The organism is Noviherbaspirillum malthae, assembly GCF_015352985.1.
Taxonomy (GTDB): Bacteria; Pseudomonadota; Gammaproteobacteria; order Burkholderiales; family Burkholderiaceae_D; genus Noviherbaspirillum; species Noviherbaspirillum malthae.
In genome coordinates this window covers 18,384-44,627 of the sequence record NZ_JACYXF010000019.1, presented here as the reverse complement: position 1 = coordinate 44,627, position 26,244 = coordinate 18,384, and the positions used below count along the sequence as shown (strand labels likewise).

General features: G+C 58.4%; 18 protein-coding genes. 10 read left to right on the top strand and 8 right to left on the bottom strand.

What is annotated here, in order from left to right; all coding sequences use genetic code 11:
• Positions 1-119 precede the first annotated feature (119 nt).
• Positions 120-1,139 carry a methyltransferase gene (locus tag IGW03_RS19645; RefSeq protein ID WP_228535818.1) on the bottom strand — a complete coding sequence of 340 codons (1,020 nt, stop codon included), beginning with the start codon at positions 1,137-1,139 and terminating at the stop codon, positions 120-122.
• A gap of 136 nt (positions 1,140-1,275) precedes the next feature.
• Complete coding sequence (locus IGW03_RS19640) at positions 1,276-4,185, bottom strand: PAS domain-containing protein (protein ID WP_228535810.1); 2,910 nt, start codon at positions 4,183-4,185, stop codon at positions 1,276-1,278.
• Positions 4,186-5,292: 1,107 nt separating this feature from the next.
• Between IGW03_RS19640 and IGW03_RS19635 the strand changes: the two genes are divergently transcribed.
• Positions 5,293-7,188, top strand: a complete 1,896-nt coding sequence (locus IGW03_RS19635; protein ID WP_194724278.1) for an amidohydrolase — start codon at positions 5,293-5,295, stop codon at positions 7,186-7,188.
• Between the two features lie 191 nt (positions 7,189-7,379).
• On the top strand, positions 7,380-7,958 hold the full coding sequence (locus IGW03_RS19630) for a YceI family protein (RefSeq protein ID WP_194724232.1): 579 nt from the start codon (positions 7,380-7,382) through the stop codon (positions 7,956-7,958).
• 121 nt (positions 7,959-8,079) lie between these two features.
• Here the strand turns inward: IGW03_RS19630 and IGW03_RS19625 are convergent, their stop codons facing one another.
• The 4 genes from IGW03_RS19625 to IGW03_RS19610 form a co-directional block, all read right to left on the bottom strand.
• A complete protein-coding gene (locus IGW03_RS19625; RefSeq protein WP_194724231.1) occupies positions 8,080-13,677 on the bottom strand; it encodes an AAA family ATPase in 5,598 nt (1,865 codons plus the stop codon).
• On the bottom strand, positions 13,674-14,069 hold the full coding sequence (locus tag IGW03_RS19620) for a response regulator transcription factor (RefSeq protein WP_194724230.1): 396 nt from the start codon (positions 14,067-14,069) through the stop codon (positions 13,674-13,676). The genes IGW03_RS19625 and IGW03_RS19620 overlap by 4 nt, the downstream gene beginning before the upstream one ends.
• Positions 14,070-14,308: 239 nt before the next feature.
• A complete protein-coding gene (locus IGW03_RS19615; RefSeq protein ID WP_194724229.1) occupies positions 14,309-14,614 on the bottom strand; it encodes a XapX domain-containing protein in 306 nt (101 codons plus the stop codon).
• A gap of 206 nt (positions 14,615-14,820) precedes the next feature.
• Complete coding sequence (locus tag IGW03_RS19610; protein WP_194724228.1) at positions 14,821-15,504, bottom strand: hydrolase; 684 nt, start codon at positions 15,502-15,504, stop codon at positions 14,821-14,823.
• 379 nt (positions 15,505-15,883) lie between these two features.
• Here IGW03_RS19610 and IGW03_RS19605 point away from each other — a divergent pair, with 379 nt between their 5' ends.
• From IGW03_RS19605 to IGW03_RS19580, 6 genes are all read left to right on the top strand, one after another.
• Positions 15,884-17,692 (top strand): amidohydrolase, encoded by a 1,809-nt coding sequence (locus tag IGW03_RS19605; protein ID WP_194724277.1) that lies wholly within the window; start codon positions 15,884-15,886, stop codon positions 17,690-17,692.
• A gap of 15 nt (positions 17,693-17,707) precedes the next feature.
• Positions 17,708-18,148, top strand: coding sequence for a DoxX family protein (locus tag IGW03_RS19600; RefSeq protein WP_194724227.1), 441 nt, complete (start codon positions 17,708-17,710; stop codon positions 18,146-18,148).
• A gap of 49 nt (positions 18,149-18,197) precedes the next feature.
• Entirely contained in the window at positions 18,198-19,853 is a 1,656-nt protein-coding gene (locus IGW03_RS19595) for an MFS transporter (protein ID WP_194724226.1), read from the top strand.
• 190 nt (positions 19,854-20,043) lie between these two features.
• The gene (locus tag IGW03_RS19590) at positions 20,044-20,772 is read left to right on the top strand and encodes a response regulator (RefSeq protein ID WP_228535808.1); all 729 of its coding nucleotides are present in this window, start codon (positions 20,044-20,046) and stop codon (positions 20,770-20,772) included.
• Positions 20,773-21,200: 428 nt separating this feature from the next.
• Entirely contained in the window at positions 21,201-21,428 is a 228-nt protein-coding gene (locus tag IGW03_RS19585) for a hypothetical protein (RefSeq protein WP_194724225.1), read from the top strand.
• Entirely contained in the window at positions 21,416-22,225 is an 810-nt protein-coding gene (locus IGW03_RS19580) for a response regulator transcription factor (protein WP_438943662.1), read from the top strand. Before IGW03_RS19585 ends, IGW03_RS19580 begins: the two co-directional genes overlap by 13 nt.
• A gap of 278 nt (positions 22,226-22,503) precedes the next feature.
• Here IGW03_RS19580 and IGW03_RS19575 read toward each other — a convergent pair whose 3' ends face one another.
• Positions 22,504-24,021: a catalase gene (locus tag IGW03_RS19575; RefSeq protein WP_194724224.1), complete on the bottom strand. Its 1,518-nt coding sequence runs from the start codon at positions 24,019-24,021 to the stop codon at positions 22,504-22,506.
• A gap of 19 nt (positions 24,022-24,040) precedes the next feature.
• Entirely contained in the window at positions 24,041-25,045 is a 1,005-nt protein-coding gene (locus tag IGW03_RS19570; protein WP_228535806.1) for an alpha/beta fold hydrolase, read from the bottom strand.
• A gap of 355 nt (positions 25,046-25,400) precedes the next feature.
• On the opposite strand from IGW03_RS19570, the gene IGW03_RS19565 reads away from it, so the two are divergent.
• Positions 25,401-25,865: a DUF2778 domain-containing protein gene (locus IGW03_RS19565; RefSeq protein WP_194724222.1), complete on the top strand. Its 465-nt coding sequence runs from the start codon at positions 25,401-25,403 to the stop codon at positions 25,863-25,865.
• The gene (locus IGW03_RS38200; protein ID WP_228535804.1) at positions 25,862-26,131 is read left to right on the top strand and encodes a hypothetical protein; all 270 of its coding nucleotides are present in this window, start codon (positions 25,862-25,864) and stop codon (positions 26,129-26,131) included. Before IGW03_RS19565 ends, IGW03_RS38200 begins: the two co-directional genes overlap by 4 nt.
• Positions 26,132-26,244 lie beyond the last annotated feature (113 nt).

Sequence of the window (26,244 nt, the reverse complement as noted above, 5' to 3'; positions counted from 1 at the left end):
GCGCATGCTGCAGAAACGCGGGCAATCCGAGGCAACTACCGAAGAAAGAAGCATTAACAAGCACTAACGTCCATCCCCAAAGCGCAACACCTTCCTGATAGCCTAACGGCATCCACACCTCATCCTTCCTTCGTTGCCGCCAGCACCACCGCAGCAATCCGGTCAGCCTGCGTATAAGGCTCATGCATCAGCTCTTCACCAAAAATATCGGGATCAATCTCCCTATACTCCCACCGCATCCGCGAATCCTTGAATTTCTCCTCGATCGCATCGCGAAAGCTATCCCTCCCGTTCACGATCGCCACGCCGGTATACAGCAGCAGGCTTCCCTCATCACTCAAGCGCTTCACTGCAGCGTCCACAATGGCAAGAGACAAGCCCTCGCCGAGGCTTCCGGCTCCATGCCGATAGGTACGCTGATCCGCATCGATAAGATAAGGCGGATTGGCAACGACAAGATCGAACGTGCCTTCGATATCATTCAGCAAATCGCCTTGCATCGCGTGCACGCCTTGCGTTCCGGCGAGCCTGCTGTTGGCCTCGGCAAAACGAATCGCCTTGGGATTGATATCGACGGCATATACCTCGGCAGAAGTCCGGAGAGAGGCAATCGATATCGCGCCGGGTCCGCCGCCGCAACCGATGTCAACGGCACGACGGACCGGTGTCCGCAGACCGGCAAGGTACTGTTCGACTGCATTCACAAAACGGTAGGTATCAGGCCCGAAGAAGACGGCGTCGACCTCCGCCGTCGGATAGGCGGAATGAAAGAACAGCTGACCGCCCAGGGTGGACGCCCGTACAAGGCTGCGGTACATGCTGCCTTCCCGGACGAGAACGCCGGCATTTCGCATACGGAGGCACAAGTCCTCCGGAACTGCGGCTATGTCAAACGGCCGGCTCCAGCCGAAAATCCCTTCGAGGTCAGTCGCGCATTCATTGCCTTTTCTTGCATTCACGCGCGAATGCGTCAATGGCGACACCGTGGTAAATCGATATCCCTCGGCCTTCAGGAAACGGCCGAGTTCAACCAGTGCGGCTTCCGCTTCGTGCATTGCTTGGAGTTGCGGTGGAACATGCATATGGATAATGGCTGGCGGCGCGAATCTGGATTTGCCGAAAGCAAAGTAGCAAAGCATGTTAGACAATTTGTCTGCCGAGCCATTGCATCGTTCCACCTGAAATCGGCACTCCGACTTGGACTTTTCCGTTTCGCATCCGATTCGGCCAGCCCGCCATTTTCACTGCAATTCGCGCAGGCAGGCTGTCAGATGATCAAGCTGCGGCAAGCAGGCGAGTCACCGCATCGATGAGATCGCTGCGCGGCACAGGCTTCTTTAGAATTTCAGTCAAGCCGCTGGCTTCCGTAGCTGCAAGTGTTGAGTCCCCGAAATGGCCGCTGACCAGAAGCACGGGTATTGCGGGTCTGATCTTCCGGATTTCCGCAGCCAGTGCGGAGCCGGGCATCTGCGGCATCCGTTCATCGCTGAGAAGCATGCTGTAACGGTCCGGATCATCCCGGAATGCCTTCAGCGCTGCCTTTCCGGACGTGCAGACATGCGGCACAAAGCCGACTTCGTCAAGAATTTGCGCAGATAGCTGCGCGAGAGCTTCCTCGTCATCCACGATCAGTATGTGCTTTCCTTGTCCTGTAACCTGGCGTGGAGGGCTCTGGTATAGCCTGTCTTCGTCGCCGGGCAACGCTGCCGGCGGTTCAGCCTTCTTCCGCGCGCACGGCAGCCGTACGATGAAGAGCGCTCCTTCATTTGGCGCGCTTGCCACATCGATGGTGCCTCCGAGATCCGCTACCATCGCATGCACCAGCGTGAGCCCCAGTCCGGTACCGACGCCGACTTCCTTCGTCGTGAAGAAGGGATCGAAAATCCGGCTCATAACGCCGGGGCTGATACCCATGCCGGTATCCTGCACCTTCAGCACGATATACTTGCCGCGGTCTACCGTACCGGTCGTGGCAGGCCGCTTTGCGCTTACGAATTCGGTCGACAGTGAAATTTGAAGCGTGCCTCCGTCCGGCATTGCATGAACAGCGTTGGTCAGCAGATTGATGACGATCTGATGAATTTGCGTGGGGTCGCTGCAGACGGGCGGCAAGGCACTGGCAACCCGGATCTCCATCGTTATTCCCGGAGGCAAAGTGGGATTCAGGATACCCAGGGTTTCCTGCAGCACCTTGTCTACCGAAACGCGGCTGCGTTCGGCGCCGCCGCTGCGGCTGAACGCAAGAATGCGGCTCACCAGGTCCTTTCCGCGCTTGCCTGCCTTGATGATGTTGTTGATATCCCTGAGCTGCCGGGCGTTCTTCTCCGCTCCGCGCAATGCCATCTCGCCGTATCCCAATACGGCACCGAGAATATTATTGAAATCATGTGCGATGCCTCCGGCCAGGGTTCCAAGCGCTTCCAACCGCCTCGACTGTTCGAGCGACGCTTCCGTCCGCTTCTGCATGTCGATATCGCTCACCGAGCCGGCCAGTCTGGTCGGCTGTCCATGAACGTCACGGACACATTGACCACGCACTCGTATCCACTTGATCTCCCCCGCCAGGTTATAGACACGAAGTTCATGGTCGTAACTGACGTTCTTCCCAGCCAGAAACGCTTCGAGCTCCCGCCCGAAGATGTCGGCATCGTTCGGATGCACGCGTACGGTCTGCCGCCAGTGGCTGAGCCGACGCTCGTTCTCGGTCGCTTCCAGACCAAAGATGCATTGCGCCCTGTTCGACATGAACAGGGTGTCACGCTTGATATCCCAGTCCCAGATGCCGTCCGTCGACGCCGCGACAGCAAGGGCGAAACGCTCTTGTGAAGCCTTCAGCGCTTCTTCAGCCTGCTTCAGCTTGGTCACATCGGTGGAAATGCCGCTGGCGCGCAATGTCCGGTTTACCGGGTTATGAACGAACACGCCACGCTCGTAGATCCAGGAGAACCTGCCATCCGGGTGCAGCAGACGATAATTGATATCGTAGCGGCTGCTTGTGTTCATCGACGCGGCGTGCTCGAATACGCTTGATACCCGCTGAACATCTTCCGGGTGGACCATATCGATCCACAACCGTGGATTCTTGTAGAGATCCTCGGGCTTGTGACCCCACAAGTGTTCGAAGCTCGGACTGACGTAGAGCACCCGTTCCGGCCGGAACTCGGTAACCCAGATCACATCCGGGGTCGTTTCGGCCATGAGACGGAAGCGCTCCTCGCTCTCCTTGAGCGCCGCATCGATATAGTCCCGTTCCAGAGCAACCGCAGCAAGCTGGATCAGTTGATCAAGATAGATCTGCTGTTCCGCACTGAGGTCGGGAGGGACGGCAGCATGCAAATGGAAGCTGCCAAGGAGCATGCCTGCAGAGGAAACTATCGGAACGATGCATAGCGTGCGCAAACCGTGCGACGAAGCATATTGCACGTAGGATTGCCACTCCGGACTGGTACTTGCATCACCATGCAAACAGCTGAACCGGGTGTCCTGCTGAAATCTTGTATTGCCATATGATGTCGGGAGGTGCTGATCGGCCTGCTGCAGAAAATCCGGCGGCAGTGCCGGCGCCGCTCCGAACCGGAGCATGCCCCCTTCCGATGCTCGCAGCACCACTCCGCAGGAAACGCCGGCCAGTGTTTCGTTCACGATCTGACAGAGCAAGTCCAGCGTCATGTGCAGAGGTCCACCGCGCACGATACGCTCGAGCAGCAGCTTTTCGCCGGCAAGCATCTCCTCGGCACGTTTCAAGTCATCAATATCGATGTTCAGGCCGTACCATTTGATGATCTTCCCGTGATCATCCTTGTGCGGGCAAGCCCGGACAAGAAACCAGCGGTAGACGCCGTCGTGACGCCGAAGACGCGCCTTCGCCTCGCCTGCAATGCCCGCCGCGACAACCTGCTTCCAGGTCGTCGCCAGGTGATCGACGTCTCCAGGATGATAGGCGTCGCGCCACCCGAAACCGCATGAGTCTTCAAGACTCATGCCGGTGTACTCGAGCCAGCGCAGGTTATGGAAATCAACCTCGCCTCCGGGCAGGGCAGTCCAGAGCAAGCCCGGAAAACAGTCTGTCGCGGCACGAAACGATTCTTCGCCAGGGGATGCTTCATTACCATTCGTTCCCGAATGTACCCGTTGCGCCCGTTTCCTGACGGGTCTGGCTTTTGTTTTTGCAGGCGTTTGATTCATGCCTCCATATTAAGGACAGCAAACAGGCAGGGCAAGCGCAGAGGGTAGTTCCCGAACCGCTGAACATGTCATCTGAAACATTGGCGCTGACAGACGGGCCCGGAGTTCGCTACCGCTACGCTGCCATGCGCGATATGGACTTGGAACGATGATGGAGACATGTTGACGCCGCCGAGCGCTTTCCCCTGTCAGCGCGATCCACGCTCGCGGTCATGGCGGCATTTCATCAAGACCGTCGATTGCGTCGATTGAAATGCACCGGCAACGTTTGAAACATGCCGTCGGCGGAATTGGCAAATCGCCAGTTCTAGAATTTCTCACGCCGCTTGCTGCACGGCGTGGGAACAAACCGTCAAGCCCGTATGATTGGCCGCTGATCAAGTCAGTATTCCTGACTTCTGGTACTTGGCACACATTCGAAAACTTCGAACATTGCTCTGCAAATTATCCGTTTTGGCATGGCGACAGGCGAAGCCATAATGTCAGCAGCTTACGGGGGCACATACGAGTACGAGCGAAATGTACCCGGCGCACGGCCCCGTATGCGGATAGACAGCGGCAGATCGCCAGTTGCATGGCATCGAATCGGGAAGCCTTTCGCGATTGGGGCACAAGCGAAGACGATTGCTGCGCCATTGAGTGGAATGCCTGTATTTCATTTGAAACAAGGACTGACACAATCAGGTGATCTGTGTTGTTTATCCTCCTTGGGCGCGAACAGGAAGTTTTCCTGTCCGGCTCTATCCATGTGCGTTACGGAGGCCGTCCCGACTGAATCGATATCGTCACCGATACCGCCATGTCGAAGTACCAGGCGCGCTGCTTGCAGCCGCACATGGATAGGCAGGGCGTCGTGGGTTGCAGCCGCAGGCGGGTACAACGCACGTCCAGCGTGACATTACCAAGATAAACGATTCCGGTACACGGCAGACACTTCACTTTCCGACCATTGGCGGCAAGGTGCCTGCTGAACCGCCGAACCGGCTACAGGAGCTGATTATGATTGAAAACGAACCAACCGAGATTGCACACCCTGACAAGTCGCGACGAAGCGCAATCAAGGCGATCGCCGGCGTTGCCGCCGGTGCCTGGCTGGGTCCCGGCGCAATGCTCAATGCGGCTGCGGCAACAGGCAACAAGCCGGAAATCATCCTGCACAACGCCAAGATTACAACGCTGGACAAGCGCATGCCGACCGCGAGTGCAGTCGCGATATCCGGCGGCCGATTCGTGGCCGTGGGCTCGGATGCCGACATCATGCGCATGGCGGGACCCGCAACGAAAGTTATCGACGGCCGCGGCCGTCGCGTCATACCCGGACTGATCGACTCTCATATTCACATCATCCGCGGCGGCCTCAACTACAACATGGAACTCCGCTGGGATGGCATTCCTTCGCTGGCGGAAGCCATGCGCAGACTGAAGGAACAGGTGGACCGCACGCCCGCGCCTCAATGGGTCCGCGTCGTCGGAGGCTTTACCGAACAGCAGTTTGCGGAAAAGCGGCTCCCCACTCTCGAGGAGATCAACGCCGTCGCTCCCGACACCCCGGTGTTCATCCTGCACCTGTACGACCGTGCCCTGCTCAATCGCGCAGCCCTGAGGGCAGCCGGCTATACCAAGGACACGCCGAATCCTCCGGGCGGATTGATCGTGCGCGGCAAGGATGGTGAACCAACGGGCCTGATGCTGGCGGAGCCGAATGCATTGCTGCTGTACTCGGCATTGGCGCGCGGCCCCAAGCTGCCATATGACTACCAGGTTAATTCCACGCGTCATTTCATGCGCGAACTGAACCGCCTCGGCGTCACGAGCGCGATCGATGCGGGCGGCGGCTTCCAGAACTATCCCGATGACTACAAGGTCATCGAAGATCTGCACAAGGAAAACCAGCTCACCGTGCGGATTGCCTACAACCTCTTTACCCAGAAGGCAAAGGAAGAGCTTTCCGATTTCAAGAGATGGACCGGCATGGTGAAACCCGGCCAGGGAGATGACTACTATCGCCATAACGGCGCCGGTGAGATGCTGGTGTTTTCCGCGGCCGACTTCGAAGACTTTCGTCAGCCGCGTCCCGAGATGCCGGCGAACATGGAGCAGGACCTCGAAGAAGTGGTGCGGCTGCTGGCACAGAACCGCTGGCCGTTCCGGCTTCACGCCACCTATGACGAGACCATCTCGCGGGCGCTCGATACCTTCGAGAAGGTAAATCGCGACATTCCATTCAACGGGCTGCACTGGTTCTTCGACCATGCCGAAACGATCAGCGATCGGAACATCGACCGGATCGCCAGGTTAGGCGGCGGCGTCGCCATCCAGCATCGCATGGCTTACCAGGGCGAGTACTTCGTTGAACGCTATGGACAAAAGGCTGCCGAGCGCACACCTCCATTCAAGAGGATGCTCGAGATGGGAGTCCAGGTCGGCGTCGGTACCGATGCGACCCGCGTGGCAAGCCACGATCCGTGGAATGCCTTGTACTGGCTGACGACAGGAAAGACCGTCGGTGGGCAGCGCCTCTATCCGACAGCCAACGTGGTGGATCGCGAAACTGCGCTGCGCCTCTATACCCAGGCCAATACCTGGTTCTCGAATGAGGAAGGGACGAAGGGACAGATCAAGGCAGGGCAGCTGGCCGACCTGGCCATTCTCTCGCAGGATTATTTCGCGGTCCCCGAAGAGGAGATCCGGCAAATCGTCTCCTCGCTCACGGTCGTCGGCGGACGCGTCGTGTATGCGGCCGACGACTTTTCCGCTCTGGACTCGCCGCTTCCGCCTGCGATGCCCGACTGGTCGCCCGTGCGTAAATACGACGGCTACTACAAGACGAAGAAGTCCGAGACTGCGCGTTTGCAGGAGCTCCATCGTCAGGCGCTTGCAGCCTGCGGATGCAGTACATCCTGCGGCGTGCACGGACATGCGCACGGCCGCGCCGCATCGGCTCCTACATCCGACAACAACGGGTTCTGGGGCGCGCTCGGTTGCTCCTGCTGGGCCGCATAAGGCCGGCCCCGGCAACGCTCGCCTGCATGCGGAAGAACGACGGAAGCACCATTCCGGCATGGCCGGAACAGCCGGGCGAGCTTGCGGAAAACCGAGTACGGCTCCGGTACGGCCGCGACCTGGCTGCCGCCGGAGCATTCCGCCGCGCATATCAGTTACATACCTCCTATCCATCCACTCCAAGGGAAAACATGAAAACCGCAAAACAACTTTTCGCATCGCTCCTGCTTGCAACATCCGTGGCAGCGCCCGCACTGGCCGCGCCTGAAACGTTTATCGTGGATACGACACACAGCTTCCCGCGCTTCTCGTACAGCCACTTCGGCTACTCGACACAGCTTTCCCGCTTCAACAAGACGACGGGCAAGGTCACGTTCGACAAGGCGGCGAAAACCGGTTCGGTAGACATCGTGATCGATACGAAATCCGTGGACACCGGCTTTTCGACTTTTGACGAACACATCCAGGGCGAAGACTTCCTGAATACGGCGAAATTTCCCACCGCCACGTTCAAGTCCACGAAAGTCAATTTCAATGGCGATACGCCCTCTACCGTGGAAGGCAACCTTACGATCAAAGGCGTCACCAAGCCGGTGACCCTGACTGTATCGTCCTTCCAGGCGATGGCACACCCGATGCTGAAGAAAGACGCAATCGGTGCGAACGCGTACACGCTGATCAAGCGATCCGATTTCAATGCCGGCAAGTTTGCACCGCATGTAGGTGACGATGTCCGCATCGATATCGCGGTTGAAGCCATCAAGGAATAACGCCGGCACCGGCGCCTGTGCTTGTTACCGTCGGCCGGGCGTGGCAAGTGCACCTGCACGCCCGAAGACCGTTGCAGCAGATCCGCCGACCGCTGCTTTCAGCTTCAGCCTGACGGTGCGCCTACTCCCGATGCCCGGCGTGAGCCACAGGCAGTATCAGCTGGAAAATACTTCCATGGGGAGAGGCCGGGAGGACTTGCAGCCGGCCATCGTGCGCTTCGACAATCGACTGCGAGATGGCAAGTCCCATCCCCATTCCGTTTTGCTTGGTTGTAAAAAACGCCTCGAACACCTTCGCCATGTCTTCGGCAGTCAGTCCAATGCCCGTATCCTTCACAGAGACCATAATATGATCATCGTCCGGGTTCTCGGAATAGATGGATAGCGTACGCGGCCGGTCGCTGATTTCGCTCATCGCTTCCACGGCATTGACCACCAGGTTCAGTAGCACCTGCTGCAGCTGAATACTGTCGCCATTCACGGCATGCCACGCGGCCGCGAGCGAAAGCTGGACCGAAACAGTCCGCCGCTCGATATCGCTTCGTGCCAGCGTCAGGATGCGGCGGACGATTTCATGCGCATCCAGCTGCTGCATCACCGGTGCGCTGTTCCGGGTCAAGGCTTGCAGGCTGTGTATGATGTGACCGGCCCTGCCGGCTTCGCTTACGATTTCCTCCAGCCCGACAAGGACTTCGCCGAGTTCGGGCGGATTCCGCTTCAGCCACCGCAAGCTTGCGCCTCCGTTGGACACGATGGACATCAGCGGCTGGTTGATTTCATGCGCAATCGATGCCGTGAGCTGCCCTACCGTCGTTATGCGCGCAACTCGGGCAAGTTCGGCCTGCGACGTGCGCAAGGCATCTTCGTAGCCGCGCCGCTCGGTAATATCGGTGACAGTCCCGACGAAATGTCCGACATTGTCATCTCCTATCGCAAGCTTGCCCACACCGGATACATAGCGAATGGTTCCGTCCGGGCGGACGATGCGATACTCGACGTGGAAGGGCTTCCGCTCTTCCGTGCATAGACGGAGCGTATCGACCACGACCGAACGGTCATCTTCGTGGATATAAGCGAGGAAATCGGACAACGACAGCAGGCGCTGGTCCGGATCACGGCCGAAGATCCGGCAAGCCTCGGCGGAAGCGCTGACGACGTTTTCATTCGTATCCCACTGCCAGCTCCCGGTATGCGTGATCTGCTCGCCAAGCTCCAGCTTTGCCTCGCTGGCGCGCAACGCAGTTTCCGCCCGCTGCCGCTGCTGATTCTCGTCGACGAGATCCGCATACAGCCTTGCGACTTCGAGCGAGATGGCGGCTTGCGCAGCAATCACTTCAAGCACCCTGACCTGCTCCTCAGTGAAGGCATCCGGCCGATGGCAATTTTCAAGAAACAGTACGCCGATCAATTCTCCGCGCTTGACCAGCGGAATGCACATCGCAGCACAATGCGGCTTGCCCTGCAGATACGGATCCTGCTGAAAGGCGCTCGCGTGCAGGTTGCCGGCGAAGTGCGTCCCCCTGAGGCTGCGCATCGTGGTATGCAGCATCGAAAGCGGAAGGTCCTTTTCCGATGGCGGCCTCTGCAGCAGATCCACGTCTACCCCGGTCAGCGAGGTGGTTGCCCTTGCCGTTATCACCGGCACCTCCCGTTCATTGCGAATCAGGAGCCCGCGCTGTGCGCCTGCATGTTCGATGGCGATCGTCATGAGAATCTTGACGGAACTGTCCAGGCGTATCTCTTCGGACAATGCACGCACCGAGCGCAATACGCTGGACATCTGCCAGCTTTCCTCGCCGCCCGCGACCGCCGCATTCGCGAGCGGGCCTGCGGCATGTTGAAACAGTCTGGGATATACCTGCTCCAGCCGCCTTGCCTTCGCAAAGGCGCCCCAGCTGCGATAGGCATTGCGCGCGCAATTGACATGAGCCTCGGCCGAGGTCTGCAGGTCATGTTCCATGCAAAACCTTGCAGCCAGTTCATGCGCAAAAGCGGCATACTGGAGAAAGCCCTGAGATTCCGCATGCCGTATCGCCGTTCCATACAGTGTCTGTGCCGTCCATGGATCTCCGCTGACTCTTGCCATCTCGGCCCCGACGAGCGCCTTTTTGTCGGAGAAGTTGCCGGGATTGGCTTCAGCCCACTGCACGAGCTTCTCGTAATGCGGCTGGATGCCGGCACGGATCGCATTCGAATCAAGCGATGCGTCTCCGCCGGCGGCAATGATCAGCGCATAAAAAACATGGAAATCAACCTGGGTCACATGTGCAGGGGCCGACCACGCAAATTGCTCGGCCTCCTTGATGCTGGCCGCGGCTTGCCCGAACTCTCCGGCCACGTAATGGCTGATGGCTTTGTAAAGCCAGAACCAGAACACCAGGGTCGACATGCGCTCCCTGCCCTGCTCCGTGAATTCATCCAGATACGACACGGCAATCCCGTTTCCCGAAAAGGGAACATTTTCTGCCTTCCGAAGATTTTCGATGAAGCGGATTTGTATCTTCAGGATGGCTTCCACATCCCTGTAACCGGCGTGCTGCACGAATGACAGGCCGCGTTCGGCTTCGGACTGCACCGCGTCGAGGTGGTCTCCGCGTGCAAGGCAGTACACCACCTGGGCGCAGCAGTGAATGCACGCCATGGTGACATCTCCATGGGCTATGCCGGCCTTGAATCCGGCTGTCGTGCAATCGACGGAAAATGATAGCGGCCGGGTCCAGGCGCCGAGCAGGCCCAGCTGCAGGAGCGATCTGGATTCATAGGGCAGGTAACGATGCTGCGTCACCAGGCTCTGCGCCAGCTGCGCATAACGGAAGCCCTCCTTGCTGTTACCGAAACGCTGAGTCACCATGGCGCCGAAGCTTCCCAAGGCGATGGCGGCGCTTCCCGTCATCCCGAATTCGAGCGTCAATTCCAGCGTCTGGCATATCTGGATGAAATTCAGGCGATCGTCCGTAAAGGCTGCGGAGGGGAACAATACCGATAGCAGTGACATGGCCGCCTGCACATCCGGATTCTGCATTGGCGGAAGCCTGAACAGCACGTCTTCGGGAGACGCAGTGAGCTTGCTCGACAGGCGTTGATACGCAGTCTCGCAATCCTGGTCCGTAGGGTGCCGTTCGATCCGTATCCCGAACGGCCGCAGGCCCTCCAAGACAACGTCCACCGTTTTCGAGTTTTCGGAACGCCGCAAATGAATCTCGGCCTTGATTCGGCAGGCATTCGTTTTGTCGGCCAGGGAGGACGGAAGCAAAAGCAGTTTGCGGACCACCTGATCGGCGTCATCGAGGCTGCCCGCCAGCAGCAGGCAATCCGCCCTTTCCAATTCGAGTGCATGGATCAAGGTCATGCAAGCTTCCGAATTTTCGCTGCGAATCAGAGTCAGCGCAGAATCGATAAATTTCAACGCGGAGCCGTAGGCGATTGCACGCCTGGCTTTCCGGGCGGCTTGCAGGCCGAGCCTTGCCACATGTTCACGCTCGCCTGGCACAACGATAAGCGGTGATGCAATCGCCAGGTGGTCAAACGCCTTGAACAAATCCTCTTCACGAGCGCTGCCGGCAAAGTCATCGAGCAACATCCGTCCGACGCGCAGATGAAGATGCGAGCGCCGTTGTTCATCGATGAGCAGGTAGGCAGCCTCCTGTACCCGGTCGTGATGGAAGCTGATGTTCTCCTTGGAGAGAAATACTGCTTCAGCCTCGATTGCGGGTTCCAGCATCTCGCTGACTGTGGCTGCAGTATCTGCATGAAGCCTTGCCAGCAGCTCAAGCGAACTTCTTCGTCCAAGGCAGGCCAGCGTCCCCAGGACATCCCGTGTCGGCGAAGGCAGGCGTGACAGCCGCAGCAGCACCAACGCTGCGACATTGTCGGTGTAATCGCGATTGCGGATGGCAGCCAGATCAAAGTTCCAGACCGCGGACGAGGGATCGAAGGCAACCAGCCCGTCATCCACGGCGGCTTTCAGGAACTGTTTAACGAAGAAAGGGTTTCCGTCCGTCTTTCCATGTACAAGCGCCGCGAGTTCCCGTACGCCTCGCACGTTCTGGCGCAGTGCGCCGGCAACCATGCGTTCGACCGCCTTGATATCCAGGGCAGCCAAGCCTGTTCGAAAAACCTTGGAGGCGTTCGGTCTCACGTCACTCAGCAACATGTTGAAAGGCGCTCCGGCGACCTTTTCCTCTTCCCGGTAGGCGAGAACAAGCAGCAGCGGCATCTCTTCCGCACACTTCATCAAGTACTCGAGCAGTTGCACTGACGGAAGGTCGATCCACTGTACATCGTCTATCACGAGTACCATTGGGCGGCCCGGCGAGGCAAGCGCACTGAAAAGTCGCTGCATCACCGTACGAAATCTGTTCTGCGTTTCGAGCGCGGGCAAATCCGGAACCGGAGGCAGCTCACCGACAAGGTATCCCAGCGCCGGAATCAGATTCAGTGCGAGCGCGCCGTATTCTCCGAGACGCTGCATCAAGCGATTGCGCCAGAAAAGCAATTCCTTGTCCGGCTGGCCGATGATGCGCATGATCAGGCTCTCAAGCGCCTGCACAATGGCTGCATACGGCAGGTCATTGCCATACTGGTCGATCTTTCCCAGCGCAACGCAGGCATCACGCTGGCGCAGTTGCGACAGCAATGACGCCAGCAGCGCCGATTTGCCGACGCCGGACTGGCCATGAACAATGGCCAGGGTACGGCTACGCGTTGCCCGGACCTGTTCGAATGCCGCAAGAAGTACCTGGAGGTTGTCCTCTCTTGAGTACAGTTTGTTCGAGAAGCCGAGTTCGGCGCCTATATCCTGCGCACCAAGCGGAAACTCGTCGATCCTGCGAGACAGCTTCCAGCTGCGGTGGCAACGCCTCAGGTCACGCTCAAGCCCGGCTGCGGTTTGATAGCGGGACCCCGGGTTCTTGGCCAGAAGCTTCAGGACCAGTGAAGAAAGCTGCTTCGGGATTTCAGGAAAAAGCAGATGTGGAGCACTCGGTTCGCTTGCCAGGTGCTGGTGGATCCACTCCATGCTTTCCGTACCGTCTTTGAGGTTGAACGGCAGGAGCCCGGTCAGAAGCTCGTAGAACATGACGCCTAGCGAATACAAGTCACTCCGCGCGTCAATCATGTGCTTCGTACGACCGGTATGCTCCGGCGACATGTAGGCATGGGTAGCCGCGAGCAGCCGGGGCTGATCCTGCATTCCCTCTTCCGTGGTCCGCCAGGCCGTTCCGAAACTGCGGAGGCGACAGGTTCCGTCCCGTTGTACCAGAACCGTCGAGGGCTTCAAATTATTGTGCTGCAAGCCGGTGGCATGCATCCGCCGTACTGCATTGGCCATCGGCATCGCATACTCGAAAAACACATCGATATCGAGCAGATGCGAAGTGATTTGATCGAGAGAAACCACGTCGATGTCGTGGTAGAGCAGGGAAAGCCGGCCCTCATGCACCACCGTTTGCTGGGGTACGAGTGCCCATGCGGGATCGAGAATCTTGCGCAGCCCATACTCATGATTCAACTGCAGGCTGGCATCGATTCCATCGGAAGCAGCCGCAGCCTGTACCATCAAGACCGTCGATGGAGAGGATCGATGGCGACCGCGATACAGCGCGAGCACGCTGTCGTGCAACAGCGCTTCAAAATCAAAATCCGCGAGTGAGGCAACAGACTCGCCGCCGCGAAGCCCGGCATGAGAGACGCGCTCGGAGGCCGGTTGAAGCCGTGTCATCCAGCGCTCCTGCGCGCCTCGAGGATCGTTTCGATATCGTCGAGAAGAGCATCGACATCGATCGGCTTGGAACGAAACGCAAAAGCTCCGGCGTCCATCGCGCGTTTGCGAACGGCTTCATCGCCGTAGGATGATACGAAAATGACCGGCATGCAGGTTCCGGAATCCGCGAGGCGGCGCTGCACTTCAAACCCGTCCAGTCCTCCCAGTTTGATGTCCAGTATCAAGATGGCAATGCCTTCACGTGGACCCGATTCCAGCAGCGCTTCTCCCGACGCAAAGCATTCGGTCCTGTATCCGGCTGATTTGAGCAGGTTGCTCAAGCCTCTCCTGACCGCGCGCTCATCGTCAACGATACCGATCAGGCACGGCGAAAGGGATGGGTCACACATGCTATGCCTCTTGTGTCGGTATTAGCTGCAACAATTCCGGATTATTCGCAAAAGATCATCGATCACGCTTGCGCCTGGCCATCGATCGGACCGAACCCCGACAGACGGAGCAAGTTGCGAATTGTAACCAAGCCTACCCGCCGATGCTTATATTTTTCAATCCGAACGAAAGGTCCGGCGACGCGCGGCGCGGCCCGCTCATGCCGATCGGCAATCATTCCATCCAGTGCATCGCCCTGCTACGTTTCGCTCTTTGCGGGATCAGCGGCGCCGGCGGGACCGGCAGCCTCGACCGTATTGGCTGGAGCGGCGGGAGCGGCCGGCGCCCCGGTAATCCTGGGAACGCATTCGTTGCGAAACCATGTAATGGTCACGGGTTCGCCGTTGATGATGCGCTTCACGGCAGGAACCACCTGCTCGCCGACGAGCATTCCAAGCAGCCCGAGCAATGCGATGACGGGCGGTGCAGGCGAACGGACATTGAGCAGGGAATAAACGATTCCCACCAGGGCGCCGGCACCCAAAGACATCAGATAGAGCTTCATCGATGACCCTCTTTAGATGTGTCAACGCCTCGCCGGGGACCGCATTATTGATCCGGCCCGAAAAATGGTTCATTTTTCGGGCCGCTGATCTCACCCTCTCCCTCTGGGAGAGGGCCGGGGTGAGGGGATCCGGCTCAACCTATTTTCGGGCCGGATCTATAACGCTCCTCGGCGAGGCACTTCTGATACCTGATCCGCTGCTTCAGTCAGCGTGCGGGAACCGGGGCCAGCGTTTCATGGCTGGAAGCGCGCTGGGGCGCCTTGTGTACCATCGTGTACGCATAATCGACACCCATGCCATAGGCTCCCGAGTGCTCCCTGACGATGTCCATGACGGCGTTGTAGGTGTCCTTGTGAGCCCAGTCCCGCTGCCACTCGAGCAGCACCTGCTGCCAGGTCACCGGCACGACGCCTGCCTGGACCATGCGCAGCATCGACATGTCATGCGCCTCCTTGGATGTGCCGCCGGAAGCATCGGCAACCATGTAGATTTCATAGCCGCCCTCGAGCATTGCGCTCAGTGCGAAGGTATTGTTGCAGACTTCCGTCCACAAGCCGGCCACCACCACCTTTTTACGGCCGTTCCTTGCGAGTGCGTCGCGCACCTTCTGGTCGTCCCAGGAGTTCATCGAAGTGCGCTCCAGCAGCGGGGCGTCAGGAAACACGTTCAACAGTTCGGGATAGGTGTGGCCGGAAAAGCTCTCGGTTTCAACGGTGGTGATCGTCGTCGGAATGCCGAAGGCTTTCGCCGCCTTTGCAAGGCCGACGGTATTGTTCTTGAGGACCTGGCGGTCGATCGACTGAACACCGAAAGCCATCTGGGGCTGGTGATCAATGAAAATGATCTGGCTGTTTTGCGGGGTCAGTACTTCCAATTTCGGATTGGTCATGGTCGGCTCTTCAGTGTTTGATGTTTGCAATGTCACGCTCGGCCGGTTTCTGTCATTGCCGTTTCCATTCACTCCCGCGCACGATGGAGGTGTCGTTTGACGGAACGGAAGATTGCAGCGGCTTCAGCCGGAGGCTGCAGAGCGTATCGGGCGACCGGTCGGCCGGTTTCGTCGCGTGGACGGCACCGCAGCTTACGGTCGGAGCAAATTCTAGGTTGCCGATTCAACGCTGCCTATTATCCAATCGGATAATAGACGGGTTCATCCGGCATCGGGACAATGCTGCTACCTTGTGATTGCCAGGCCCATCGAAAGGAGTCATGCAGTGGAATCAACCTTAACGCCCGATCTTCTTTTGGTCAACGGCAAGTTTCGCACCATGAACAGGCAGCAACCCGTTGCCGGCGCCGTCTCCATCAGCAACGGCAGGTTTGTCGAAGTCGGCGATACCGAAGCCATCCTGCGCAACAGGAAAGGGAACGCAAAGGTCATCGACCTCGGCGGACGAACCGTCATTCCTGGCCTGAACGATTCGCACATCCACCTGATCCGGGGCGGCTTGAACTATAACCTCGAGCTGCGCTGGGAAGGCGTTCCCTCCCTCGCCGACGCGCTGCGCATGCTCAAGCGACAGGCGGAAAGGACTCCTCACCCTCAGTGGGTCAGAGTCGTCGGCGGCTGGTCGGAATTCCAGTTTGCCGAGCGCCGCCTCCCGACGCTGGAGGAGATCAATGCGGCGGCACCGGATACGCCCGTCTTTATCCTCCATCTCTACGATCGCGCGCTCCTCAATGCGGCGGCGCTCAGGGCAGTCGGCTATAACCGCGATACGCCAAACCCGCCCGGGGGCGAGATTCAGCGCGACGCCAACGGCAATCCGACCGGCATGCTGATTGCCAGGCCGAACGCGATGATTCTGTATGCGACGCTGGCGAAGGGGCCGATGCTGCCTCGCGAGCATCAAGTCAACTCGACCCGGCAGTTCATGCGCGAACTGAACCGCCTGGGCGTCACCAGCGTCATCGATGCGGGCGGCGGCTTCCAGAACTATCCGGAGGATTATGCGGTGATCGACGAGCTTGCGCGCAACGGCCAATTGACTCTCCGTGTCGCGTACAACCTCTTCACCCAGCGCAAGGGCAGCGAACTCGAAGACTTCCAGAACTGGACATCGATGATTCAGCCCGGCCAGGGTGATGACTACCTGCGCCACAACGGCGCCGGAGAAATGCTGGTCTTCTCGGCTGCCGACTTCGAGGACTTCCTTGAGCCGCGCCCGGATCTGTCGCCCGACATGGAGCCCCAGCTCGAACGCGTCGTGCGTCATCTCGTGGAACATCGCTGGCCGTTCAGGCTGCACGCAACCTACGACGAGTCGATCAGCCGCATGCTGGATGTCTTCGAAAAGGTCAATCGCGACATTCCCTTCGACGGCCTGCACTGGATGTTCGACCATGCGGAGACCATTTCGGACCGCAACATCGAACGCGTGCGCGCCCTTGGCGGCGGCATTGCGATTCAGCACCGGATGGCCTTCCAGGGCGAATACTTTATCGACCGCTATGGTTTCGAAGCTGCAAGCCATACGCCGCCGGTCGCGAGGATGCTTGAAATGGGCGTTCCCGTCGGCGGCGGCACCGACGCCACGCGCGTAGCAAGCTATAACCCATGGACAGCGCTGTATTGGCTGGTGTCAGGCTGCACGGTTGGCGGCACCCGGCTGTACAAGGCAGCAGGCACGCTGCCGCGGGACACCGCGCTGGAGTTATGGACCGCCGGCAGCGCCTGGTTCTCCAGCGAACAGGACAAGAAGGGAAGAATCAAGACAGGCCAGCTGGCCGATCTCGCGGTGTTGTCGGCCGACTTCTTCTCGATCCCTCAGGAGGAAATCAAGTCGCTGGAATCGCTCCTCACCGTGGTAGGCGGGAAAATCGTGCATGCGGACGGCGAATTCTCATCGCACGGCCCCGAACCCTTGCCGGTCATGCCGGAATGGTCTCCCGTGCGCGAGGTCCCGGGCCACTATCGTCCTGCCCAGGCCAGGTCAGCCTCCCTGATGCCGCATTCCTGCGCCGGTGCATGCGGGGTACATGGCCATGCGCACGATACCGCAAGGCGCTCCTCGGTGCCGGTGACCAACTTCAGCGGCTTCTGGGGCACGCTCGGCTGCAGCTGCTTCTCCTTTTGACATGTGCATGTGAATATGAAAACTACACGCCCTTCGTTGGCAGAACAGGGAGGAGATGCCGGCCTCTTCTTCCTCCGCCTCGCCGGCAGCTTCATGCTGGCCTATGTCCATGGCTGGCCCAAGGTCATGAACTACGCCCACGAGCTCACCGTCATCGAGGACCCTTTCGGGTTCGGTCCTCATTTCAGCTTGTGGTGCGCGCTGATCGCCGAGGTGGTCTGCCCGGTCTTTATCGTGGCCGGCGTGGCAACGCGGCTGGCATGCCTGCCGGTCATCGCCGTTCTGCTGGTTTCAATGTTCATCGTGCATCCCGCCTGGACGATCGCGCAGGGACAGTTCGGCTGGCTCCTGCTCATCATCTTCGTGGCGATCGCGCTCTGCGGTCCGGGACGTTGGCGCCTGACGCTGCCCTTTTCCCTGCCGTCTTCGCAGCCGCGGCAACGCCTGGGCGCATGAAAACAGTGAATGACATAGCCAACCTGCAATAGGTGGAAATAGGTGGAATATGAAACAAGCTGCAGATACATCGGCCAACCAAGCCGGGACGGCCGGTGAAAAAACATTCCCGGCATCGGCAAAGGCCGCGCCAAGCGGATCGGCGTGGAGCCCATTGAGCCACCCTGTCTTCCGCATGGTGTGGATTGCCACGGTTGCCTCCAATGTCGGCACCTGGATGCACGATGTCGGCGCAAGCTGGATGATGACCTCGCTCAATCCCGACCCGCTCATGATCGCCATGGTGCAGGCCGCCGGCAGCTTGCCCATGTTCCTGTTCGCACTGCCGTCCGGCGTTCTCGCGGACATTGTCGATCGCCGCAAGTACATGCTGTTTGCGCAGGTATGGATGCTGGTGACCGCTGCGGCGCTTGGCGTTCTGGCGTTCGGCGGTCTTGTGACGCCCGGCGTGCTGCTGGGCACCACCTTCCTGCTGAGCATGGGTGCGGCGATGAGCGCGCCTGCGTTCCAGGCCATCGTGCCGGATCTCGTTCCAAAATCCGACCTGCCCCAGGCGGTGGCGCTGAATTCGCTGGGCATCAACATCAGCCGGGCCATTGGGCCTGCCCTCGGCGGATTGATACTGTCCTTTGCCGGCCCTCCTGCGGTGTTCATGCTGAATGCGGTGTCCGTCGTCGGCGTCATGTATGCGCTTTATCGCTGGAAGCCCGCCGAGAAAAAGAAGCGGCTGCCGCCGGAACACTTCATTCCTGCGATTCGCACCGGAATCCGTTATGTACGTTCGGCGCCGGTACTGCGCATCGTACTTGCCCGCTCCGTCGCATTCTTCCTGTTCGGCAGCGCCGGCTGGGCATTGCTTCCGCTGGTGGCGCGGCAGGAGCTTGGCGTCGGTCCCGGCGGTTATGGCTTGCTGCTGACCAGCATCGGCATCGGCGCGGTTGCAGGTGCATTGCTGCTGCCCAGAATACGTGCAGCCCTGGGCGCCGACAAGCTGGTCGTCGTGTCGAGCCTGATCTTCGCGATGACCATGCTGGCACAGGCCTACGTGCGTCATTTCTGGCTGCTTGCGGGGATGCTCTTGTTCGCCGGCTTTTCATGGATCGCCGTATTGTCGACCCTTAACGTCGGCGCGCAGCGCAGCACGGCAAATTGGGTCAAGGCACGTGCGCTGGCAGCCTACCTTACCGTGTTTTTTGGCTCCATGACGGCAGGCAGCGCCATCTGGGGGCAAATCGCCTCGCTGCTCGGCGTGACAACGAGCTTCGTCATTGCAGCAGCGGGCATGGCGGTGGCGTCTGCGGCGGTCCTTCGCTGGCGACTCGACACATCACCCGCGCTGGACTTGAGTCCTGCCGAACTGGTGTCGCTTTCCTCGACGGAAACCGACCATGACCGCGGTCCCGTCATGATCAGCGTCGAATACGACATCGATCCGGCAGAGGCAGGTCCCTTCACGACTGCGGCACGCGAGTTGGAAAGGGTGCGCAAGCGCAGCGGCGCCCTGTCGTGGGCGCTCTATGAAGACAAGGAGAATCCGCGCTGCTATGTCGAAGTCTTCATTGTCGAATCCTGGCTCGAGCATCTGCGCCAGCATGAGCGTCATACCGCAAACGATCAGGCCATCAGAACCAGGGTCCATGCCTTTCATCGCGGCCCTGCGGCGCCTGTCATCAGGCACCTGATCGCCCCCAATGCAGCGAGTTGAAGAAGTGCTGCGGGCAGAGGTGGCGAAACCGCGCCGGACCAAGGGGAATTGCGCGCATTGTCGACGCAGTACCTGCGCGATGCTCGCATTTCATTTCAACGACAAGTTTTAGCGCGCACCGCTCTTGAATGGCGATTCAAGCCTTTCCGATATTCAATGGCTCAGGAGGCGCAGTTTGGACCCGGCCCTGTTGAACACTCCTCTGCCCAATGGCATGCATGTCTTGCTGATCGACGATGATGCAGGCATACGGGACTTGATTTCCGATTATCTGAATGACAATGACATTCGCGTCACAAGCCTGGCCAGCGGCCGGGGAATCGGTGATGTTCTCTTCAGGGAATGCATCGATCTCGTCATTCTTGAACGGAAGCTGCCGGGCGAAGACGGCATGCACATCGTGCTGAAGCTGCGAGAGGCATCTTCCATTCCCATATTCATACTGACCGGGTTGAAGGAAGAAGCCGATCGCGTCATGGGACTGGAACTCGGTGCCGACGATTACCTTACCAAGCCGTTTTCTCCCCGGGAGTTGCTTGCGCGGATTCGCGCACTGATGCGCCGCACACGGAGGCATGAATCAATCGCGAGCGAATTGTCGCGAATCCGTTCCTACCGCTTTTCCGGCTGGGAAGTGAGCGTCCGGCTGCGCAGCGCCACGCTGCCCAGTGGAGACCGGGTGGATCTCACCAATGCGGAATTCAATCTGCTTGCCGCATTCCTGGCCTCGCCCCAGCGCCTGTTGACCCGTGACCAGCTCCTGACCAAATCCAGGCTGCGCAATGACGAGGTGTACGACAGGTCTATCGACGTCCAGGTTGCCCGGCTGCGGAAAAAGCTGGCTTTCGATACCTCCATCATTCACACCGAACGTGGTACAGGTTATATGCTGAACGTGCCCGTCGATATCGCATACTGAAGACCCATGCTTTTCAGGCAGAGGGACAGACAGCGGTTTTGTCCCAGTCATGCCGATATTGTTCAAGAATTTCCAAGCCCTTCTTCATACGATGATGGCAGCCATCGCCACGATGTCGGCTTTTGCCAGGTCATTTTGCTCAAGTTATCAATGCTGCATGTGACATGACGCCGCATCGCCGGACTGGCTGCGCCCCGTTTGGCGCGCCAGAGGCCTTCTGGTAACGCCGGACGGAGCAACAGCTGAAATATCCGAACATGTACATTTCCGGCAAGACCTGTCCAGCCCTTGAACTCCGCTGCCAGGAGAGCTTCTTTTCTGGAACATCCAGACGCATATACGCAATGTGTCTGCACGTCTCAGCAAGGCGGCCGGTTTTGCCAGGTTTCCGAATGATGCAATACAAGCAATTACACCAAGCAGACAGCATGAAGTCCTTCTACGTACGGATGACATTCCCTTCTTCCGCACGCGGCGGAGGGATTAGTGGTGAAGGTGAAAGCGACGGCAAAGCCGCCTGCCGCCGTGACCAGCCGCTTCGTTCCCGGCCCTTCTTCTGCCTGCAGGAGAAGGCGGCAATATTCACATCGTCTGATTGTAAAAAAGCCTTTCTTCATCTGCTTGGACATATCAGGAGAACCGCATGCCTGCGATAGCAGCCGAACCTCGCACGTATTCGCTGGCACTGAAAAACACGGTGGAACCGATGCCATTCACCAGCTCCTATCCTTCCGAACCCCATGTCCTGGTAGTGGAAGATGACGACGGGATGCGCCAGATGATCACCGACTATCTCGTCGACAACGATATATGCGTTACCAGCCTCTGCAACGGCAATGGCATTCTGGACGCGCTGGCAACCAAAGAAATCGACCTGATCATTCTTGATGTAAAACTGCCGGGACAGGACGGAATGCAGATCGCTCGCAGATTGCGTGAAGCGTTCGCGATTCCGATCATCATCGTCACAGGCCTGAAAGACGAGGCCGACCGGGTGATGGGATTGGAGCTTGGTGCCGACGACTATCTCACCAAGCCTTTCTCGCCGCGAGAGCTGCTGGCCAGGATCCGTGCCCTGCTCCGGCGAACCAAGGCAGCGGAATCCATCTCGAATGCTGCTGCCAAGGTTCGCGGTTACCGTTTCGGCGGTTTTGAGGTCAGTGTCGGTCTGCGGCGCCTCACCTGCCCTAACGGCGAGACCGTTGAACTGACGAACAACGAATTCAACCTGCTCCTGGCGTTTCTGTCGGCTCCGCAGTGCGTACTGACGCGAGACGATCTTCTCAGCAGATCTCGCCTGCATAACGATGAAGTCTATGATCGCGCCATCGACGTGCAGATCGGCCGGCTGCGGAAAAAGCTTGCTGCGGGCGGGGATCGTGCATCGCAATTGATCAAGACCGAGCGCGGCTCGGGTTATGTGCTCACGGTACCGGTGAACGTCATCAGATAGCGTGACGCGACGAGTTGAAGATCTGCCGAGGGTTCATGTACAGGGCATTCAAACCCGACGATGTATTGTCGGGCTCTCATTGCCCCTGGACTGCCAACGCGGCTTGTGAGCCTCCGATACCCTGACCGGGCAGTACCACGGCTACGCACTGCCCGATTCCTGGGGCCGGTTTGAAAACTGTCACGGATAGCGCAAGTCCGTTACGAAAAGCGCTGCGTGCGTGAGATGCACCGCCCCAGGTTCCCAAACAGGCTCTTCCAGCAAGCGCTGTCCGGGAATTACGTGAGACTTGCCGCTTCCCGAGTCAACTCAAAACCGCTGTGCTTCGCATAATATGCGTGCACCCCGCGTTTTGTCAGGGCCGCACATACGCCAGCGGCATACAGCGGATCAGCCTTCATGAACAGGCCGAGTTGCCTGTGCAGGATTTCTTCCGGCACCTGGCTCAATGTATCGGCCAGATTGTCGAACAGGCGCTGCTTTTCTTCGGCATCCATCAATCGGAACAGATTGCCTGCCTGCTGGAAATCATCCTCATGGCCTCGGCCATCGTAACGGCCGGCATGGCCGATGATGGGCAAGCCCGGTTCGCCATGCCCCAGTCCTGACGGCGATGTTCCGCGTGCCTGGACGTTATGATAGTTTGCGTCCGCCGAACCATGACCGCTTGCCATGGCGCCGTCACGCTGGAAATTGTGAAACGGGCACTTGGGCGCATTGACGGGAAGGTGCTGATGATTGGTACCCACGCGATACAGTTGTGCATCGTGATAGGCAAACAGCCTTCCCTGGAGCATCTTGTCCGGCGAATAGCCCATGCCCGGCACGACATTGGCAGGGGAAAACGCAGCCTGCTCGACTTCGGCATGATAGTTCACGGGGTTGCGATCAAGCTCCAGCAGGCCGGCTCTCAACAGCGGGAAGTCTCCATGCGGCCATACTTTAGTCAGATCGAAAGGATTCCAGCCTGTGCGCTTTTCCCAATCGGACAATGCAGCTTCCGTCGCAACCTGGATGAAAACATCCCATTGAGGAAAGTCGCCGCTTTCGATCGCGGCGAACAGGTCGCGCTGAGCATAATCAGGATCGTCGCCGCAAAGCCGCAGGGCCGCTTCCTGGCTCAGGTTTTTTATTCCCTGCCGCGTTTTCAGATGCCACTTCACGTAAAAGCGGTCGCCGGTGTGATTCACCAGGCTGTAAGTATGGCTGCCGAATCCGTCCATATGGCGATACCCGTCGGGAATGCCGCGGTCGCCAAATAACATCGTGACCTGGTGAAGGCTCTCCGGCGCCTTGCTCCAGAAGTCGAACATCATTGTCGGCGACTTGAGGTTGGTCCGGGGATCGCGCTTCTGCGTGTGAACAAAGTCCGGAAACTTGATCGGATCCTTGATGAAGAACACCGGCGTGTTATTGCCCACCAGATCCCAGTTGCCCTCCTCGGTATAGAACTTGACCGCAAAACCTCGCGGATCGCGGACGGTATCGGCACTGCCGCGCTCGCCGCCCACGGTGGAGAACCGTACAAAGGTCTCCGTCTTTTTTCCGACCTCGCTGAACAGCTTCGCCTTGGTGTACTGCGAAAGATCCTGCGTCACGGTGAACGTACCATAGGCGCCCGATCCTTTTGCATGGACGACGCGTTCGGGAATTCGCTCGCGATTGAAATGCTGAAGCTTTTCAATGAGATGAACATCCTGCAGCAGCAGCGGACCGCGCCTGCCCGCGCTCAGCGAGTTCTGATCGTCCGCCACCGGAATACCGGATGCGGTCGACAACGGAGACCTTGTAGTCATGAGAAGACTCCTCCTTCAGTTATGCAGCCGACTTGCTTGGCGACTTCGCGAATTCAAGCAAGTCCGCATTCAGCTTGTCCTTGTGGGTATCGGCCAGACCATGCGGCGCGCCAGGGTACACAATGAGTTTCGCGCCCTTGACCAGCTTTGCCGACATCAGACCGCTCGCACCGATCGGCACAATCTGGTCATCATCCCCATGAATCACCAGCGTCGGAACGTCGAACTTCTTCAGGTCTTCGGTAAAGTCGGTTTCGGAGAAGGCCTTGATGCAGTCATAGGTATTCTTGTGCCCTGCCTGCATGCCCTGCGCCCAGAACGAGTCGATCATGCCCTGGGACACCTTCGCGCCCGGCCGATTGAAGCCGAAGAAGGGACCGCTGGCAATATCCTTGTACAGCTGGGAGCGATCGGCCAGGGAAGCGGCGCGCATGCCATTGAACACGTCGACAGGCAGCCCGCCCGGATTGGCAGCGGTCTTGAGCATCAACGGCGGGACGGCCGAGACCAGCGCCGCCTTTGCAACGCGCCTGGTGCCGTGCCGGCCGATATAGCGCGCAACCTCGCCGCCGCCGGTGGAGAACCCGACCAGGATGGCATTCTTCAGATCGAGCGTATCCATCAGCAAGGCCAGGTCGTCCGCATAGGTATTCATCTCGTTGCCGTTCCACGGCTGGGTGGAGCGGCCATGACCGCGGCGGTCATGCGCAATCACGCGAAAACCATTGGACGCCAGATGCATCATCTGCGATTCCCAGCTGTCGGAATTCAGCGGCCAACCATGGCTGAACACGACCGGCTGGCCGCTGCCCCAGTCCTTGAAGTACAGTGTCGTGCCGTCTTGCGTGGTGATGGTGTTCATGGGCTTTGCTCCTGGTTTTGCGGGTTGGTTTCTTTTCTCAGTGTTGGCACTGGTAACCGCGGTGGCTGCCCCGGATATACCAAGGGCGGCCGCCGCTACTGCGCTTTTGAGAGCGGAACGGCGGGTGATTGCGGCGGGCACATCGTTATTGTTGTTCGACATTGATTCCTCGTTTTAATGGCTTGGATTGCATGCGCAGCGTTCTTGCTGCAGCATTCGAATGCTCGCAAAACGATGTTTCATTCTTATGCCGGCAGTGCCTGGGCAGATGTCATTTGATATGCAAATGTTACGAGGGATATCAGGACGCGTTGTCGCAGACAGTGGTCAGGAAAGCATGTCAGCACCCGTTAATTCGTGCGCTTCCTTAGCAGGTACACGCATTTCCAGTTTTGTCGTCAAGGGCTGGCGTACCAACGGCCACTATTTTTTCTATAGGTTACGGCGAATTTCGTTGATAGAATCGCAATCTTGCAAATAAAACACTATTCCTGCTTTTTTGATTGCGAGCAAAAAGATGATGACGTGGAATTTCAAATTGAACGGCAAGCCCAAGAGCGTCCTGACCTGCGGGTCATCTACATTTCCTGCGTTCTCAGGAATGAACAACTACAAAAATGACCCTCGCTTCCAATGCATTGCCGGCAATGGACCGATCCCGGCCGGAACCTATTACATCCTTCAACGAGAGTCAGGCGGCCGACTGGGGTGGCTGCGCGAGCTATGGAGCGGCAACAACAAGAAAGACTGGTTCGCCTTGTATGCCGCGGATGGAAAAATTGATGATGAGGTTTTCTGCGACAAGGTGAAACGGGGAGCATTCCGTTTGCATCCGAAAGGGCCACTAGGCATCAGTGAAGGCTGCATCACGATTGAAAGCAGCGCCGACTTCATGACGATCAGCCACATGCTTAAAAGCAGCACGCTTGAACAAGTTCCGAACAGCGAGATTCTCGCTTATGGAAAAGTGACAGTGGCATGATGAGAACAGTCCTTAAAGCCCTTGGGCTGTTCATATGGCTGGTTCTGCTTGCGTTCTTATATGGAGCTATCTGGAACAGGTATCCCGAAGGTTATTTTCCTGTGCCGCCTGAAGCAGTCAGCAACTGGATCGCGAGTCGTTATCTTGCGGAATTTAATATTGAGGACAAGACGGATATTCTTGTTCTACTGTATTCGTTTTTCACGTCCAGCTTGATTAGCTTTTGTGTTTGGGGTGCATGGAAATTTTGGAAAAAAGTTCGATGAAAGTTAATCGGCAACAATAGCAAGGAATGCAAACGCCGTTCTAAGAGTGAGCTTCGGCGGCTAGATGTAAGTAGGCTGTTCTACACACGAAGTAGGAATTTGAATCGATTTTC

Coding starts and splice junctions, on each gene's coding strand:
- IGW03_RS19645 (WP_228535818.1), bottom strand. CDS start 1,139: ATGCTTTGCTACTTTGCTTTCGGCAAATCCAGATTCGCGCCGCCAGCC.
- IGW03_RS19640 (WP_228535810.1), bottom strand. CDS start 4,185: ATGAATCAAACGCCTGCAAAAACAAAAGCCAGACCCGTCAGGAAACGG.
- IGW03_RS19635 (WP_194724278.1), top strand. CDS start 5,293: ATGCTCAATGCGGCTGCGGCAACAGGCAACAAGCCGGAAATCATCCTG.
- IGW03_RS19630 (WP_194724232.1), top strand. CDS start 7,380: ATGAAAACCGCAAAACAACTTTTCGCATCGCTCCTGCTTGCAACATCC.
- IGW03_RS19625 (WP_194724231.1), bottom strand. CDS start 13,677: ATGACACGGCTTCAACCGGCCTCCGAGCGCGTCTCTCATGCCGGGCTT.
- IGW03_RS19620 (WP_194724230.1), bottom strand. CDS start 14,069: ATGTGTGACCCATCCCTTTCGCCGTGCCTGATCGGTATCGTTGACGAT.
- IGW03_RS19615 (WP_194724229.1), bottom strand. CDS start 14,614: ATGAAGCTCTATCTGATGTCTTTGGGTGCCGGCGCCCTGGTGGGAATC.
- IGW03_RS19610 (WP_194724228.1), bottom strand. CDS start 15,504: ATGACCAATCCGAAATTGGAAGTACTGACCCCGCAAAACAGCCAGATC.
- IGW03_RS19605 (WP_194724277.1), top strand. CDS start 15,884: ATGAACAGGCAGCAACCCGTTGCCGGCGCCGTCTCCATCAGCAACGGC.
- IGW03_RS19600 (WP_194724227.1), top strand. CDS start 17,708: ATGAAAACTACACGCCCTTCGTTGGCAGAACAGGGAGGAGATGCCGGC.
- IGW03_RS19595 (WP_194724226.1), top strand. CDS start 18,198: ATGAAACAAGCTGCAGATACATCGGCCAACCAAGCCGGGACGGCCGGT.
- IGW03_RS19585 (WP_194724225.1), top strand. CDS start 21,201: ATGAAGTCCTTCTACGTACGGATGACATTCCCTTCTTCCGCACGCGGC.
- IGW03_RS19580 (WP_438943662.1), top strand. CDS start 21,416: ATGCCTGCGATAGCAGCCGAACCTCGCACGTATTCGCTGGCACTGAAA.
- IGW03_RS19575 (WP_194724224.1), bottom strand. CDS start 24,021: ATGACTACAAGGTCTCCGTTGTCGACCGCATCCGGTATTCCGGTGGCG.
- IGW03_RS19570 (WP_228535806.1), bottom strand. CDS start 25,045: ATGTCGAACAACAATAACGATGTGCCCGCCGCAATCACCCGCCGTTCC.
- IGW03_RS19565 (WP_194724222.1), top strand. CDS start 25,401: ATGATGACGTGGAATTTCAAATTGAACGGCAAGCCCAAGAGCGTCCTG.
- IGW03_RS38200 (WP_228535804.1), top strand. CDS start 25,862: ATGATGAGAACAGTCCTTAAAGCCCTTGGGCTGTTCATATGGCTGGTT.